Here is a 14,414-nt window from a genome sequence, read left to right on the forward strand (position 1 = left end):
TTGCGACGCACTACCGGATGGATTGCGGCACGCGCCGCAGTCGGCGGATGTCGTAGCCCATTTCGGCGATGCGCTGCACGGCTTTCTGGTAGTCGCCGTCGGACACCTGCGGCGTACGTGCCATGTACCAGACATAGTCGCGCTTGCTGCGCGCCACGATGGTCTGGCGGTAGTCATCATCCCGCCAGGCGATGATGTACTCGGCCTGGATCGGCCAGATGAACTGCATGCCCCATACCGCGCCATGGCCTTCCTCTTCGACATGGCCGATGGGGTGCATCGACCTCTGCGGGGCATCGAATCTGCCCTTGCGATAGGTGAAGGTGGTCTGGATGCGCCCGTCGGGCTTCAAGGCATAGCTTTCCACTGCGTCGTAGGCATCGCGTTCGGGCCAGGACGGGATATGGGCGATCACGTACCAGTCGCCCATGAAGCGTGGCACATCCACCGAAGGCGCATGCGGAAGTGGCCGGGTGTCGCTGGAGGAGCAGCCTGAGCCGAACAGGCCGACCGCGATCAGCGGAAGCAGCGGGAACACGCGCATGTCACACCTCAGCGGGGACGGAACAGGTAGTGGGCCACCAGCCATTGCTGGCCGCCGTCGTAGCCGAACAGTTCGGCGCATGCCATCCAGAACATCCGCCAGCGCTGCCACCAGATCCGCGCGGCCACCGGTCCATAGGTTGCCGACAGCACCGGCATCACCCGGTCGCGTGCTGCGTCCTGATTGGCCAGCCAATGCTCGGCAGTGCGCTGGTAGTGGCGGCCATCCAGCAACCAGCGCTGATCGAGGCGCAGGTCGCGCTGGAAATGCAGCAGGGTATCGGCCGCCGGCATCAGGCCGCCGGTGAAGAAGTGGCGGCCCATCCAGTTGTCGCCGCCCTCGGTTTCGAACGGGTACATCAACGTGCGATGGGCGAAGATGTGCACGAACAGCGCACCGTCCGGCTTCAGCCACTGCGCGATGCGCGCCAGCAGGCGCTCGTAGTTGCGCACGTGCTCGAACATCTCGACCGAAACGCAGCGATCAAACTGCGCCGAGGGCAACTCCAGCTGGTTCACGTCACGGGTGAGCACCTGCACGTTGTGCAGCCCGCGGGCCTGGCACTGCGCCATGATGTGCTGGCGCTGGCTGTGCGAGTTGGACACGGCAGTGATCGCTGCGTGCGGATAGCGCTCGGCCATCCACAGCGTCAGCGAGCCCCAGCCGCAGCCCAGTTCGAGAATGTGCTGTCCATCGGCCAGGCCTGCGCGCTGGCCGTACAGTTCCAGCATTGCTTCTTCAGCCTGGTCCAGCGTTTCGTGACCGGTGGGGTAATAGCAGCTGCTGTACTTCAACCGCTTGCCGAGGCAGGCCTGGAAGAACGCCGCGGGCACTTCGTAATGCTGGCGATTGGCTGCATCGGTATGCAGGGCGAGCGGGCTGTCGGCCAGCTCGGCGATGCGGCGGCCGAAACGCGCGGACTGCGCTTCAATACCACCTTCCGATTCTTCCTGCAGGCGCTGCGCGCACAGTCGCCGGATGCCGGCACGCAATGCGGCATCCGGCAGCAGGCCACGTTCGGCCCAGGCAGTCAGCCCGGTTTCTGCTTCCTCGGCCGGATTCAGTGACGGTATCGCGTTCATGCGGAATGCTCCTTGGAAGGGCGGGGGAACCAGGGGAAGAACATCGGCGTGCTGTGCTGGTAGTCACGGTAGTCGTCGCCGCGGCTGCGCAGAGCCTGCTTTTCGGTGAACGGGATGCCGCTGAGATAGCGCAGGAATACATACATCAGCACGGGGCCGAGCCAGGCCAGCCACCACAGTGGGGAGCCGATCGCCAACAGCACGTAGGTGAACCAGTGCAGCCATTCGAAGAAGTAGTTGGGGTGCCGGGAGTACCGCCAGAAGCCATCTCGGCAGGTGCGACCCTTGTTCGCCGGGTTGGCGCGGAACCGGGCCAGCTGGTGGTCGGCCAGCGCCTCGCCGCCCACGCTCAGCAGCCAGACGAGCACGGCGGCCAGCAGCCAGCGCGTCATGCCAGCGGTTGGGTTGGCGGCGACCGCGACGAAGGGCAGGGCGAACAGTACCACCAGCAGTGCCTGCGCCATGAAGAACCCGAAGATCTTTCCCTGGTGTCCCTGCCAGTGGTCACGAAGGTAGCGATAGCGCCCGTCCTCTTCCTCGTGCCGGACGCGATGCCATAGATGAAGGGCCAGGCGACCGCCCCACAGGCCACCGAGTACAGCCAGCGCCACCCGTGGCGCCACCGCGCCATCGCCCAGCAACGCCAGCAGCAGCGCGGCCGCGGCCACGCCTTTGGCCCAGAGCACATCCACAACACCGATGTTGTGCTGGCGGCGCTGCCAGGCCCAGCCCCAACTCATCACCAGCGCCGCATACAGCAGCACCCAGAGCAGGTTGATCATGATGACGCTCCGGCGAGAGGTGGCTGCGCTGTAGTGCGCGGGCGGGCGGCGCGGCACATCAGGGAAAGTGCAATGGCCCAGCCTGCACCCAGTACCAGGACGCCCTGCCACAGCGGGCTGTTGAACTGCACCGCACCGAATCCACGCGCGGCCGACAGGTAGGCCAATGGCGCCAGCAGCAGGCCGAACAGGGGCGGCAAGGCAGGATGGCGCTGCAGGAAGCGCATCGAGGTGGTCAGGGTCATTGCGAACGCAGCCCACAAGGCCATGATCCAGGGCGGCGGCACCCACCCCAGCGGGGCAGCGGCGTAGCGCACGGTGCCGCTGGCGGCAGCACTGGCATCGACCAGCCAGGCACAGGCAAGCGCCAGCGCCAGCAGCCGCAGGTCCAGTCGCGGATGCGCCGAGGTCAGCAGCTGGCTGCCGATGTAGAGCGAAGCAGCCAGCAACGCGGGCCATTGCCAGCCGCGCCCGGCGCCGGCGACGGCGCACAGCCAGACCAGCTGGTTGCCAAGCAGGTTGGCCCAGAACCGCCGCATTTCAGTTGCCCTCACCATGGGGGGCCGCAGGCCGATGGCCCGGGCGTGCCAGCAGCAGGTGCGAGACCCCGATTGAGCGCTCCAGGAAGCCGCCTTCGCAGTAGGCCAGGTAGAAGTCCCACAGGCGGCAGAAGCGCGCATCGAACCCCTGCGCCTGCACCGCAGGCAGCTGCGCGAGGAAACGCTGGCGCCAGGCGCGCAGGGTCAGCGCGTAGGAATGGCCGAAATCCTGCTGGGCGATCAGCTGCAGGTCGCTGGACCGCGTCTTGGCCGCCATGATGGCGTTGACGGAGGGGATGAAGCTGCCGGGGAACACATAACGCTTGATGTAGTCGACGCTGCGACGTGCCTGCTCATAGCGATGGTCTTCGATGGTGATGGCCTGCAACAAGGCGACACCATCGGGCTTCAGCAGCCGCTGCAGCGTGGCCATGTAGGTGTCCAGGTACTCGGCGCCGATGGCTTCGATCATCTCGATCGACACCAGCTTGTCGAACTGGCCCTGCAGGTCGCGGTAGTCCTGCATCAGCAACGTCACCCGATCCTGCAGGCCGGCGGCCCGTACGCGCTCGGCGGCCAGCGCAAGCTGTTCGGCGGAGATGGTGGTGGTGGTGACGTGGCAACCGTAGTACTGCGCCGCGTGCACCGCGAAGCCACCCCAGCCAGTCCCGATTTCCACCACGCGATCACCGGGCTTGAGCTGCAGCTGCTGGCAGATGCGGTCCAGCTTGCGCCGCGAGGCGGACTCCAGCGAGTCGGATTCGCTGGCGAACAACGCCGACGAGTACATCAGGTCCGGTGACAGGAACAGGGCGAAGAAATCGTTGCCCAGGTCGTAGTGGGCGGCGATGTTGCGCCGGCTGCCCTCGCGGCTGTTGCGGCGCAGCCGGTTCCAGCCGCGCAGCAGCCACCCACCCACCTGGGCCGGGCCGCGCTCCATGCCGTCCAGCAGGTCGCGGTTGCGGACCAGCAGCTGTATCAGTGCGACCAGATCATCACAGCGCCAGTCGCCCTGGATGTAGCTCTCGCCAGCGCCGACGCTGCCCTGCGCAGCGACCTTCCGGTAGAACGACGGGTCGTCGATGGTCACCGTCACCTGCAGCCCGGCGTGGGCGTTGCCCAGCCGGACCTCGCCAAGGGCATCGCGCACGCACAGGTGGCCGTCGCGCAGGGGGGCAAGCTGTGCCAGCAAGCGGCGGCGCAGGAAGGCATCCAGCGCGCCGGGGCGCGGCAGGGTAACCGAAGGTGTCATCGAGTTCATCGCGGTTTCCCGGCAAGGGTGGGGTGGTCGTGTACGGGGTTGCGCTTCAGCCACAGCCGCAGTGCGTGCCAGTGGATGGCGGCCACCACCTGGGTGGTCATCAGTGGGTAGCAGGCGAGTACCCGCGCCAGCCCGCTGCCATCCAGCGGTCGGCGTTGCAGCGTCTGGGTGGCATCGAACTGGCGGATGCCGTCGCGCCAGACCTGCATGTGCACGCGCAGGTGCTCATCGGGGCTGCTGAAGCGCCAGTCGTAACGGCAGTCCATCGGCATGAACGGCGAGACGTGGAAGCGCTTGTCGAACTGCCAACGCAGTGACGCGCCTTCGTGGACGGCCGTAGCGACCGGCAGCACGTAGGCGTGCCGCTCCTTCCAGGGCGTATTGGTGATCTCGGCCACGATGCAGTCCAGCGTGCTGCCGTCGGCCTGGTAGCAGTAGTAGAAGCTGACCGGGTTGAACACATGCCCGGCAAAGCGAAGATGGGTGAGCAGCCGCACCGGACCCGAGGGTCGATGACCGAGCGTCTTCGCAGCATGGTCGCGCACGGCATCGGCCAAAGGCTGTGCGGGATCGCCGAAATAGTCGCTGCGCCGGAACTCGGCAAGGTTGCGGCGATTGACCGACCACAGCCAGCGCCCGGCAAACACGGTCTCCAGTTCATCAAGGTCGAGCAGCAGCTGCGCAACCGGGTAACGGAACGCATGCGGGTGCGGATGATGCCGACGATGCATCACCTGCCCGAAGTAAAGCGCGCTGGCGCTCATGCCGCCACCTCGGACGCTACCGATGCCTCGCGATGCGGTGCGCGGGCCTCCAGCGCATCCACCACGCGGCGGGCGCTGCGGATGCCATCCTCATGGAAGCCCCAGCCCCAGTAGGCCCCTGCGAACCAGGTGTGGCGATGGCCCTGCAGCTCCGCCCAGCGCTGTTGTGCGCGCACAGCGGCGTGGTCGTGCACCGGGTGCGCATAGTGCAGCGTTCGCAGCACCCTGGCCGGGTCGATGGCATCGCTGCGGTTGAGGGTGACTACCAGCGGCGTGCTGCCGGGCAGGCCCTGCAGCAGGTTCATGCAGTAGCTGACCGTGCAGGGTGCTGCTGGATCCTGCGGCACATGCGCGTTCCAGGCCGCCCAAGCCTTGCGGTTGCGCGGCAGCAAGGATGCATCCGTGTGCAGTACCGCCTCGTTGGATTGGTAGCGGATTGCGCCGAGGATGTCGCGCTCGGGGGCATCGGCATCGGTCAGCAGGGCCAGCGCCTGGTCGCTGTGGCACGCCAGGATCACCTCGTCGAAGGCCTCCACGCCAGCGGCGCTGTGCACGCGCACGCCCCAGGGCATGCGCTCGACGGCCGTGACCGGGCATTGCAGCCGCTCATGCACCCTCCAGTGGCGGCGCAGTGCATCCACATAGCGGGCCGATCCGCCCGTGACTACGCGCCAGTCGGGGCGACCGGTCATCTGCAGCATCTGGTGGTTGGCCATGAACTGCGCCAGGTAGCGGGCCGGAAATTCTCGCACCGTGGCCGCAGGAGACGACCACAACGCCGACGCCATCGGCAGCAGGTGCTCTTCCATGAACGCCTCGCCATAGCGCCGGCTGTGCAGGTACTCGCCCAGCGTCGGGCCTTCTTCCTCGGCCAACAACAGCGGGGCATCCCGATAGAAGCGACGCAGGTCGGCCAGCATGCCCCAGAAACGCGGTGACACCAGGTTGCGTCGCTGGCAGAACAGGCCATCCAGCGAGGTGGCGTTGTATTCCACGCCACTGCGCTCGCTGTGCATCGAGAAGCTCATCGTGGTCTGCTGCGACGCCACGCCCAGCTCATCGAATAATGCCGTCAGCAGCGGGTAGTGCAGGGGATTGAAGACGATGAAGCCGGTGTCCACGGCCATGCGTGTGCCTTCCACCTGCACCTCGTGTGTGTGGGTGTGGCCGCCAAGATAGTCGTTGGCTTCGAACAGCGTGACGTCGTGCTGGCCATCCGGCCACCAGGCACTGGCCAGCCCCGCGATACCCGATCCGATGACCGCGATGCGCATGTCAGTACCTCGCCTTGGCCAGGACCCACTCGGGGATGGGCTTGAGCCCCTTGACCAGCCCCAGCGCCGCCATCGCGCGCAGCCCATACCAGGTCAGGTCGACTTCCCACCAGCGGAAGCCCTGGCGGACGGTGCCGGGAAAGAAGTGATGGTTGTTGTGCCAACCCTCGCCGAAGGTCAGCAGGGCCAGCCAGAGGTTGTTGCGGCTGTCGTCGCGGGTCTCGAAGCGGCGACGGCCGAAGCGATGCGCCAGCGAATTGATGGTGACGGTGGCATGGAACAACACGATGGTGGAAATGAAGAAGCCCCACACCAGTAACTGCGGGCCAGTGGTGTGCAGGCCCGGCGCCCAGCGCTCCAGCCCGGCACCCAGCGCGTACAGTGCCGCGGCCAGCAGGACCGGCACGGCCGTATCAAAGCGGTCCAGCCAGCGCAGCTCCGGGAAGCGTGCCAGGTCCGGCACCCGCGACAGGTCGGTGGTGAAGGCTTCACGGGTCAGGAACCAGCCCATGTGGCTGCGCCAGAAGCCGCCTTCGCGCGGCGAATGCGGGTCCAGGGGCTGGTCGGCGTGGCGGTGATGGTGGCGATGATGCGCGGCCCACCACAATGGCCCGCGCTGCACGCTGGAAGCGCCGATCACCGCGAACACGAACTGCACGGCGCGCGATGCCTGGAAGGTACGGTGCGAGAAGTAGCGGTGATAGAACGCGGTGATGGCGAACATGCGCACCGCATAAAGCGCCGCGGCTACGATGACTGCCGTCCACGAGACACCGACCCAGATCACCGCGATGCAGGCCAGGTGCATCAGTGCGAACGGCACGGCGCGCAGCCAGTCGATCCGCCCAGGCCGCTCGCCAGTGGCTTCCGTGGCATTGCCGGTATCGAACCAGCGCTGCAGCGTGCGCAGCAGGCGCCAGCGTCGACGGGGAAGGGGCGCTACAGAGGCCATGGCGGATCTCGGCGGGTGTCGTGTCTTCCTGTACGCAGCAGGATGCGCAATGGATGCGCCACGGCGCAGTAAATTCCAACTTCACCTGGGCGTCACGACGCAACGCTCAGCCAAGGGTTGCGTCCATGCCTGTTGCCAGTCGCCTGCCGGTCGCTCGGCAGCAGGCGAGCTGAAGCGCACGGTCACCTGCGGGTAGCTGCCACGCTCATCGCGAAGGTTGCTGGTGCCGCGGAACTCCAGCAGGCGACGGTCGGCGCTGGCGTAGACCAGTGACAGGCGCGGTGCGATGCCGCCGTACCAGGTGTCCAGGCTGACCTCGATGGCCTGGGCGTCCAGGCCCTGCCAGCGAACAGGGCCGGTGCGCCGCACCTGCACCGGGAAGTAGCGCTGTCGGCCGGGCACCAGGAACGGCAGGCTGATGTGCTCGCCGCGCATCAGCGCGGGCCAGTGCAGGCGCACCGCTGAGTCGAATCCGGCATCGATCACTGCATCCGGCGGTGATTCAAGGCGGCGCTGACGCAGCTCACTGGCGGCATTTTCCTTCCAGTCAATCGACACGGAATCGCCGGCGGCCTGCACCTCTGCGGCCTGGCCGCTGCGGCGGTCTTCCAGCGAATAGCCCCGGGCCTGCGGGCGGGAGCTGGCAGGCAGATGCTTGCGGGCAAAGGGCTGGCCGCCCGGGCACTGGTACAGCACCCAGCGCTCGGCGCCCTCCGTCGCCTCGCGCCGCCAGTGCACTTCACGGTAGAGAATCTCGCCCTGCGCGGAAGTGGCCACGCCCTCGCTTCGCAGCCAGGGTGCCGCCAGCGCGGCATGGGGCAGGCACAGCAGCAACCAGGCAATGCGCATGGCGTTCATCCGGGAGGGGAGTGCTCAGGTCATACGGCGGGGATGGGCGGTTGGATGCGTTGCGCTGCCTGCATCCAATTGCTGCCCCCGCGCGTACAGAGGACAGACCTTCACCCGCCCGCCGCGAACGCAGATGTACCCTGACGCCGCCAGCACCCTCGCCAACTTCAACAGCGCACGCACCGTGTCCAGCTCCCAGCAGCCCAGCAGCGAGCCGAAAAACTGGGCCGGTGACATGGACGGTGTCGCGCGGCTGCGCGACCGCGACTGCTTCATGCGGATCTACGACTACTTCATGCCGCGGCTGTGCGTGTACCTGCGCGGCCTGGGCGCACCCGACGCCGTGGCCGAGGAGCTGGCGCAGGAATGCCTGTTGCGCCTGTGGTTGCGGGCCGTCGACTACGATGCGGCCCAGGGCGCGCTGAGTACCTGGCTGTACCGCATCGCCCGCAATCTGCATATTGATCGAGTGCGCCGTGAGCGTGGCTGGATGCAGGTGCAGGCCGCGGTGGAGGACGCGGCAACACTGGATGTGATCGAGCGCAGCAGCGCCGAACAGTTCGCTGACCACGCGCGTCTTCGCCAGCGCATCAATGAGCTGCCTGCGGTGCAGGCGCGGCTGGTGCGGATGTCCTATTTCGAGGCCAAGAGCCACAGCGAGATCGCCGAGGCGCTGGGCATGCCGCTGGGCACGGTGAAATCACACCTGCGGCGCGCGTTCCTGCAGCTGCAGTCGAAAGTAGGAGGTGCGCTGTGAATCCGCACCACCATCTGCACGAATCCACGCTGATGAGCTACGCCGCAGGCGCGCTTCCGGCGCCGTTGAGCATCGTGGCGGGCGCCCACCTGGAGCAGTGTGCGCATTGCCGCCAGCGTCTGCGCGACGCAGAGGCGATCGGCTCGGTGCTGCTGGAACAGACCCAGCCGTCCGCTGGCGACGTGCGCCGCGAACGGTTGCGCGAAGCAATGCTGATGCAGCTGTCCACGGAAACGCCGATGGCCGTGGCTGGAGCCGCGCGCCAGATGCCAAAGGAGCGCCCCGAGGCCGATCCCGATCATCTGCCGGTGTCACTGCATCCGTACTTTGGCACCTCGCTGGGTGGCCTGCGCTGGCGCTGGATGGCGCCCGGGGTGCACTGCATCCGCGCCGAGCAGATGCCCTCGCTGATCATGCTGAAGATCGCCCCGGGCAAGTGCCTGCCCATGCACAGCCATGGCCGCAGCGAACTGACCCAGATCCTGCGGGGCTCGTACAACGATGCGCTGGGGCTGTTCGCGCCCGGTGACGTGGCGGACCTGGACGAGGATGTGGAGCACCAGCCGGTGACCGCGCCAGGGGTGCCTTGCATCTGCGTGTCGGCACTCGACGCGCCGCTGGTGTTCAGTGGTTGGCTGGCGCGGAAGATCCAGCGCTTTGTGAAGCTCTAGGATGGTTGCAGCGATGGCCACAGGCGCGCTGCGGGTTCTGCTGACCGGTGCCGCGGGGCTGGTCGGGCAGGGTGTGGCCCTGGCCTGCCAGCGCTCGCCACGGGTCGCCGATCTGACCGCACTGGTCCGCCACCCGGGCAGCCTGAACGGTCGTGGCAGCGGGCTGATCGTGCCGGACTTCCTCGGGATCGAGGAACGGCAGGATGATCTGTCGGGGTTCGATGCCTGCTTCTACTGCGCGGGCGCTCCACCGTTGGGCACTGCCGAGACCGAGTACCGACGGGTGACGCTGGACACCACTCTGGCCGTCGCCGGGCACGGTGGAGTGCGCAGACATCAACCGGATCGCCGCTGGCGTGCGCGATCCGGCGGCCTGACCCCAGTGTGCTCGCCCGTCGTTGCATCCGGAAACAGTGCGGCGTAGTCGTGATCGAGAAGCTGTTGCCAGCCTCGATAACCCGTCGGTTTCGCAGACAGGACATCCGCGCTGCACGCCGGCTCGACAGCGATTGCCCTACGGTAATCGTGAATTCCAACAGATGCCACGCCCGTGAACCTGCAGACCGCACCCGCGCCCCAGTACCGCATGCTCCCTGACAGCTGCCAGTTTGAACTGCTGGATGTGGATGTGCTGCAGGATCCTGCCAGTGGCCGGCTGCTGCACCTGTACTCGCTGGTTGCCCGTTGCCTGTCCTGCGAGACGATCTTCAAAGCGGAAGAGGGGCAGGGCCTGGTCAGCCATACTGTGGCACGGGTGGTGCGATGCCCCACAGGCTGCGGCCAGCAGGCGTTCAAGCCGGCCCTGCTGCGGTCATGGCGCCCTCAGGCCATTGCCCAGGCATGAGCGGCTGGCGACCTGGTCACAGCAGCCCGGGATTGGCCCGCCACACGGCGAAGTTGAGCGCCGAGGCGAACGAGATCCAGGCCAGGTAGGGAAGCAGCAGCACCGCCGCGATCGGGCGGATTCGCGCAAACGCGACGATCGTCGCGCACACCATCACAATCAACACAAGAATGTCAGCGAAGGCCAGGGCGCCCAGCTTCCAGCCGAAGAACAGCCAGCTCCACAGTGCGTTGACGGCCAACTGCACCAGATAGAGCACCAGCGCGGATCGTCCGTCACGCCAACCGCGTTCGCGCCAGACCAGCCATGCGGCCATTGCCATCATGGAGTAGAGCAGCGTCCACACCGGACCAAAGACGCTGGCCGGTGGCGCCCACGCTGGACGGGTGAGGGTGGCGTAGAAGCTGGCCGCAGACGTGGATGCCCATGCACCCAGGGCCGCCGCAACGAAGGTGATCGCCACCCATCCCAGAAGCCCGGAAACCTGTGAACTCCGCTTCATACCTTGCAGCTCCCTGATACAAGCGCTTTTGTATACGCACAGAGGCTGCGAATGGATGCAGGCTGCGGACCTTCAGTCTGAAGAGCCGGCGGCAGCCGTTCCCTGGCTTGCTGGCAGCAGGGAAGGCTGTTGATCGAACCACTCGCGTGCCTTGGCCAGATGCCATTGGCGCCGGTCACCGTCCAGCTCGATCCCCGCACCCAGCAGCCCCCAGCGCAGGTAGAGGTCGCCGCGTTTGCGCTGTTCCAGCAGATCCAGCCGCGCGCGCACTGACAGGCGATCATTCTCGGCCTGCAGGCCATCGATCACCAGGTGGCCCGGGCGCCAGCGCAGCCTCGCCTGTGCATCCACCTGGCCGGAATCCAACAGCGACAAGGTCCAGCGCGGGTAGTCGGTGCGTTCGGCGAACAACGCCAGCAAGGGGCGCGCATCACTGAGCGTCAGATCGGTGGTGACGTCTACCTGGAAAGGCGACTGCGCATCGATGCGGCCGCGCTTGAAGGCCGCACGCCCTTTCCACGCAGTCGAGCGTTCACCACCGGCCAACTGCACGTTGCGTAGCTCGACCGTGGTGCCGGACAGATCGAAATGACGCTGGTTGAAGTCGCCCCGGCGCAGCGTTGCGTTCACGTCCACATCGCCCCCCATGTCCAGGCCGGCGACCTTGGCGCTGGTGTTTCGCCCCTGCAGGCGGGCCGTGCCATGGCCAACGCGGCCATCGGTATCGAGGGTGGCATCACCACTGAGTGAGCCGGTGCCGCGCAGCAGGCGCACCTGCTTTGAACCGAGATAGCGGTTGTAGGCGGACAGATCCGGAATCGTGGCCTCGCTGAAGCTCAAATGGGCGCGGACGCCCTTGCGCAGTTCCTGCAAACGGCCGTCGCCGGTCAGATCCAACGCCAGATCGCGGCCGTCGAACAGCCGAACGTCCTTGACATCGGTGGGACGCGCGGTGAAGTGGGGCAGGCGGACGGCAAGCAGGGCCTGATTTGGAGCGCCTGACTTCAGTTCCCCGTGCGCGCTGGCGGTACCGGCAAGCCGGACGCCCGCCACCTCGGCAACTGCTTCGGCAGAGGGAATGTCCACCGTGCTGCCTTCGCTCAGCTCGCCGTTGCGCAGCCGCAGGTCGGCCTTCAGCGTGCCGCCGCCGTCCAGTTGCAGCCACGGCTTGCGGACGAACAGGGCGGGGATCCAGTTGAGCGAGGTGAACGTCCATTCGCCGCGCACCGTGCCGGAGCTGCGCTCCAGCAACCGGGCGGGATCATGGAAGGGAATGTCACGACCGGTGATGTGCAGGTCCGCGTCCACTTCGCCGCCCGAGCCGGGCCGGGGTGGCAGGCGTGCCTGCAGGCGCAGGTCATTGGCCACATTGAGCTGAAGGGCCAGCACGCCGCGGTCGGGAGCACCGTCGCCAAGATAGAGCGGCACCTGCCAGAGAGCGTGATCGCCGGGCTGCAGCTGGCCGTCGATCAGGTGCGCCGAAATCTGCAGGCGGCCGGGCACCGGTGCGCTGGAGATCTTCGGGGCGGTGGCGTCCGTATCCATGCGCAGGCCCTGGCTGCGTGCATCAACATCCAGCTGGGCATGCAGGATCTTCAGTTTGGCGAGCCCAGGCGCCTGGTCCCGGTAATGGCGCGGGTAGCTGAAGCGCGCAGCCAGGTTCATGTTGCCCAGTAGCTGCACGCCGTCGAAACTGGTGTCCGCACCCTTGAATGTGACGGTTGAATCCAGGAGTTCCGAAGGACCGCCGCGCAGCTGCTTGACGAAGCCGACCGTGCCCTGGCCCTTGCCGATGATCAGCAGCTTGCCGAAACGGGCGCTGCGGATGCTGTCGCTGTGGATGGCATCGAAACGCAGCGTCCAACCCTGTTCGCTGCGTGGGGGCGGCGGAATGGCCTCTTCAACACGGCTGATCTCGGCCGATACGCCCGTGGCCTGCAGGCGCGGAACCCGTACTTCGCGCTGGAACAGCGGCAGGACTGCCAGTCTGGCGCTTGCCCGGTCGGCATGCAGCACGTAGACGGTGTGGTTGACGTGGCCGCGCATGTGCACGTTCCAGGCGATCACGTGGCCGGGCAGCAGCGTGATGGCCGGGCCCGTGCTCATCACGAACTTGTGCGGTTTGCGGTTGGTGACCTGGTCGAACAAGGGCGTGTTGAGGAAGATGTTGCCGGCCAGGAGATACAACAGGTAGATGCCCAGCAGGACGTAGGCAGGCACGCGCCATCGTCGAAGCCGGTGCGGGATGTGCGCGGATACAGGGGGCATCTACTGCTCTAAAGGCCGGAATTTCCTCAACTATTGCGGAGAGCATGGCGGTGGCGCGTGAAGCAGCTACGGCGCCAGAGCTCGATTCTGGTAGTGTCCGGCCTGGCCACCACCTCAGATCTGCAGGAGTCGCATGGAAATTCGACCGGCCAGCGAAAGTGACTTCGACGCCATGTGGTGCATGTTCAAGTCAGCCATTGCGACGCAGGATGCGCTGCCTTTCGGCGGTGCTTTTGAGGTCGAAACGTTTCGCACGCATTGGTTCCAGGCCCAGACCCCTTATGTGGCCGTGCTGGAGGGCCAGGTTGTGGGCATGTACAAGATGGGGCCGAATTACCCTGATCTTGGGGCGCATGTGGCCAGCGCCACCTATGTGGTGGATGCGCCGGCACGAGGGCAAGGCGTGGGCCGGGCTTTGGCGGAGCACAGCCTGGAGCGGGCGAGGGCGGAAGGATTCCTGGCCATGCAGTTCAATTACGTGGTCGGTACCAATGGCCCGGCCGTGGCGCTGTACCGGAAGTTGGGGTTTGCAGTGGTGGGAACGTTACCGAAGGCGTTCCGGCATGGGACGCTGGGCCTGGTGGATGTCTTTGTGATGCACAGGTTCCTGTGATGCGATGTGTCCGTCGCGCGTGTTCGGCGATATCCAGCCCAGGCTGGCTGCTCAATCCTTGAGGATGTCCCTTGGATCCATTGGTACAGTTTTTGCTGAGTCTGCTGGCGGGCGCGTTCCTATTTCTGTTGGATGTGGGGCATGACTACTGGAAGCGCCTGCGCTGGCTCTTCGGATGGGATCCCAATCTGGGCCATGAATCTGCCGACAAGCTCATTTCCATTGCCAACAGGATGGCGATGGTGACGACCGCCTTGCTGTTGGTTTGGGCGATGACAGGCCCATCGCCGTACCGGAGGAACTGGGAGATGGAGGTTTGGGGATTGGCGACCGGCACGTTGATTACGTATGTAGCGATCATCCTCAGCGCATCGGCGCGGGCCCGAGCCTAGCGAGATACGGCAGCCACTGGGTTACGGCCTGAAGCTCCCCGGGGTGGAATCTGCCGATTAACGTGACGCATCACGGACGATGGCCTCGAGCCTCGGCGCCGAATCGGCGAAGGCTGTCCTGCCAGGCGGGCACGTAGTCACGGCGAGAACAACTGCAAGGCGCGCTCGCAAAGCCGGCCTGGCCCGTCACTTGGAAATCCTCATGATTCGCCGCCATTCCTGCAGAGGTTGGCCGCCGGCGGCGGGCAGGCGAAAGGACGGCCAAAAGGACGGTTGACCGCCATTGGTCAGTGACAATCAGACTTGGCGTCAAGATCGGA

16 protein-coding genes and 1 pseudogene are annotated in these 14,414 nt (G+C 66.3%); 6 read left to right on the forward strand and 11 right to left on the reverse strand.

Annotated features, from left to right (window positions below):
• Window positions 1-10: 10 nt before the first annotated feature.
• From EZ304_RS00800 to EZ304_RS00840, 9 genes are all read right to left on the reverse strand, one after another.
• Complete coding sequence (locus EZ304_RS00800; protein WP_099552236.1) at window positions 11-544, reverse strand: lipocalin family protein; 534 nt, start codon at window positions 542-544, stop codon at window positions 11-13.
• Window positions 545-552: 8 nt separating this feature from the next.
• Window positions 553-1,626 (reverse strand): SAM-dependent methyltransferase, encoded by a 1,074-nt coding sequence (locus EZ304_RS00805; protein ID WP_142805948.1) that lies wholly within the window; start codon window positions 1,624-1,626, stop codon window positions 553-555.
• The gene (locus EZ304_RS00810) at window positions 1,623-2,408 is read right to left on the reverse strand and encodes a DUF1295 domain-containing protein (protein ID WP_142805949.1); all 786 of its coding nucleotides are present in this window, start codon (window positions 2,406-2,408) and stop codon (window positions 1,623-1,625) included. The genes EZ304_RS00805 and EZ304_RS00810 overlap by 4 nt, the downstream gene beginning before the upstream one ends.
• Window positions 2,405-2,947, reverse strand: coding sequence for a DUF2878 domain-containing protein (locus EZ304_RS00815; protein WP_142805950.1), 543 nt, complete (start codon window positions 2,945-2,947; stop codon window positions 2,405-2,407). Before EZ304_RS00815 ends, EZ304_RS00810 begins: the two co-directional genes overlap by 4 nt.
• Before the next feature lies 1 nt (window position 2,948).
• Window positions 2,949-4,208: an SAM-dependent methyltransferase gene (locus EZ304_RS00820; protein WP_142805951.1), complete on the reverse strand. Its 1,260-nt coding sequence runs from the start codon at window positions 4,206-4,208 to the stop codon at window positions 2,949-2,951.
• Complete coding sequence (locus tag EZ304_RS00825) at window positions 4,205-4,972, reverse strand: DUF1365 domain-containing protein (protein ID WP_142805952.1); 768 nt, start codon at window positions 4,970-4,972, stop codon at window positions 4,205-4,207. The genes EZ304_RS00820 and EZ304_RS00825 overlap by 4 nt, the downstream gene beginning before the upstream one ends.
• Entirely contained in the window at window positions 4,969-6,246 is a 1,278-nt protein-coding gene (locus tag EZ304_RS00830) for an NAD(P)/FAD-dependent oxidoreductase (RefSeq protein WP_142805953.1), read from the reverse strand. The genes EZ304_RS00825 and EZ304_RS00830 overlap by 4 nt, the downstream gene beginning before the upstream one ends.
• Window position 6,247: 1 nt before the next feature.
• Window positions 6,248-7,198, reverse strand: a complete 951-nt coding sequence (locus EZ304_RS00835; protein WP_142805954.1) for an acyl-CoA desaturase — start codon at window positions 7,196-7,198, stop codon at window positions 6,248-6,250.
• Window positions 7,199-7,279: 81 nt separating this feature from the next.
• Window positions 7,280-8,047, reverse strand: coding sequence for a hypothetical protein (locus tag EZ304_RS00840; protein WP_099552291.1), 768 nt, complete (start codon window positions 8,045-8,047; stop codon window positions 7,280-7,282).
• Window positions 8,048-8,180: 133 nt separating this feature from the next.
• Here EZ304_RS00840 and EZ304_RS00845 point away from each other — a divergent pair, with 133 nt between their 5' ends.
• The 4 genes and pseudogenes from EZ304_RS00845 (at window position 8,181) to EZ304_RS00860 (ending at window position 10,319) form a co-directional block, all read left to right on the forward strand.
• A complete protein-coding gene (locus tag EZ304_RS00845; RefSeq protein WP_142805955.1) occupies window positions 8,181-8,804 on the forward strand; it encodes a sigma-70 family RNA polymerase sigma factor in 624 nt (207 codons plus the stop codon).
• Window positions 8,801-9,475, forward strand: coding sequence for a ChrR family anti-sigma-E factor (locus tag EZ304_RS00850; protein WP_099552227.1), 675 nt, complete (start codon window positions 8,801-8,803; stop codon window positions 9,473-9,475). Before EZ304_RS00845 ends, EZ304_RS00850 begins: the two co-directional genes overlap by 4 nt.
• 13 nt (window positions 9,476-9,488) lie before the next feature.
• A pseudogene (locus EZ304_RS00855) lies at window positions 9,489-9,788 on the forward strand (oxidoreductase); the annotation flags it as partial.
• A 237-nt stretch (window positions 9,789-10,025) separates the two neighbouring features.
• Complete coding sequence (locus EZ304_RS00860) at window positions 10,026-10,319, forward strand: hypothetical protein (protein WP_099552226.1); 294 nt, start codon at window positions 10,026-10,028, stop codon at window positions 10,317-10,319.
• Window positions 10,320-10,335: 16 nt separating this feature from the next.
• On the opposite strand, the gene EZ304_RS00865 is transcribed toward EZ304_RS00860, so the two are convergent.
• Together EZ304_RS00865 and EZ304_RS00870 are read right to left on the reverse strand one after the other, a co-directional pair.
• Window positions 10,336-10,821, reverse strand: coding sequence for a TspO/MBR family protein (locus EZ304_RS00865; protein ID WP_142805956.1), 486 nt, complete (start codon window positions 10,819-10,821; stop codon window positions 10,336-10,338).
• A gap of 72 nt (window positions 10,822-10,893) precedes the next feature.
• Window positions 10,894-13,089, reverse strand: a complete 2,196-nt coding sequence (locus EZ304_RS00870) for a hypothetical protein (RefSeq protein ID WP_142805957.1) — start codon at window positions 13,087-13,089, stop codon at window positions 10,894-10,896.
• Window positions 13,090-13,222: 133 nt separating this feature from the next.
• On the opposite strand from EZ304_RS00870, the gene EZ304_RS00875 reads away from it, so the two are divergent.
• Entirely contained in the window at window positions 13,223-13,702 is a 480-nt protein-coding gene (locus EZ304_RS00875) for a GNAT family N-acetyltransferase (protein ID WP_142805958.1), read from the forward strand.
• A 71-nt stretch (window positions 13,703-13,773) separates the two neighbouring features.
• A complete protein-coding gene (locus EZ304_RS00880) occupies window positions 13,774-14,094 on the forward strand; it encodes a hypothetical protein (protein WP_142805959.1) in 321 nt (106 codons plus the stop codon).
• Window positions 14,095-14,414: the final 320 nt, after the last annotated feature.

This window comes from Stenotrophomonas maltophilia (assembly GCF_006974125.1).
Lineage (GTDB): Bacteria > Pseudomonadota > Gammaproteobacteria > Xanthomonadales > Xanthomonadaceae > Stenotrophomonas > Stenotrophomonas maltophilia_O.

Coding starts and splice junctions, on each gene's coding strand:
- EZ304_RS00800 (WP_099552236.1), bottom strand. CDS start 544: ATGCGCGTGTTCCCGCTGCTTCCGCTGATCGCGGTCGGCCTGTTCGGC.
- EZ304_RS00805 (WP_142805948.1), bottom strand. CDS start 1,626: ATGAACGCGATACCGTCACTGAATCCGGCCGAGGAAGCAGAAACCGGG.
- EZ304_RS00810 (WP_142805949.1), bottom strand. CDS start 2,408: ATGATCAACCTGCTCTGGGTGCTGCTGTATGCGGCGCTGGTGATGAGT.
- EZ304_RS00815 (WP_142805950.1), bottom strand. CDS start 2,947: ATGCGGCGGTTCTGGGCCAACCTGCTTGGCAACCAGCTGGTCTGGCTG.
- EZ304_RS00820 (WP_142805951.1), bottom strand. CDS start 4,208: ATGAACTCGATGACACCTTCGGTTACCCTGCCGCGCCCCGGCGCGCTG.
- EZ304_RS00825 (WP_142805952.1), bottom strand. CDS start 4,972: ATGAGCGCCAGCGCGCTTTACTTCGGGCAGGTGATGCATCGTCGGCAT.
- EZ304_RS00830 (WP_142805953.1), bottom strand. CDS start 6,246: ATGCGCATCGCGGTCATCGGATCGGGTATCGCGGGGCTGGCCAGTGCC.
- EZ304_RS00835 (WP_142805954.1), bottom strand. CDS start 7,198: ATGGCCTCTGTAGCGCCCCTTCCCCGTCGACGCTGGCGCCTGCTGCGC.
- EZ304_RS00840 (WP_099552291.1), bottom strand. CDS start 8,047: ATGCGCATTGCCTGGTTGCTGCTGTGCCTGCCCCATGCCGCGCTGGCG.
- EZ304_RS00845 (WP_142805955.1), top strand. CDS start 8,181: ATGTACCCTGACGCCGCCAGCACCCTCGCCAACTTCAACAGCGCACGC.
- EZ304_RS00865 (WP_142805956.1), bottom strand. CDS start 10,821: ATGAAGCGGAGTTCACAGGTTTCCGGGCTTCTGGGATGGGTGGCGATC.
- EZ304_RS00870 (WP_142805957.1), bottom strand. CDS start 13,089: ATGCCCCCTGTATCCGCGCACATCCCGCACCGGCTTCGACGATGGCGC.
- EZ304_RS00875 (WP_142805958.1), top strand. CDS start 13,223: ATGGAAATTCGACCGGCCAGCGAAAGTGACTTCGACGCCATGTGGTGC.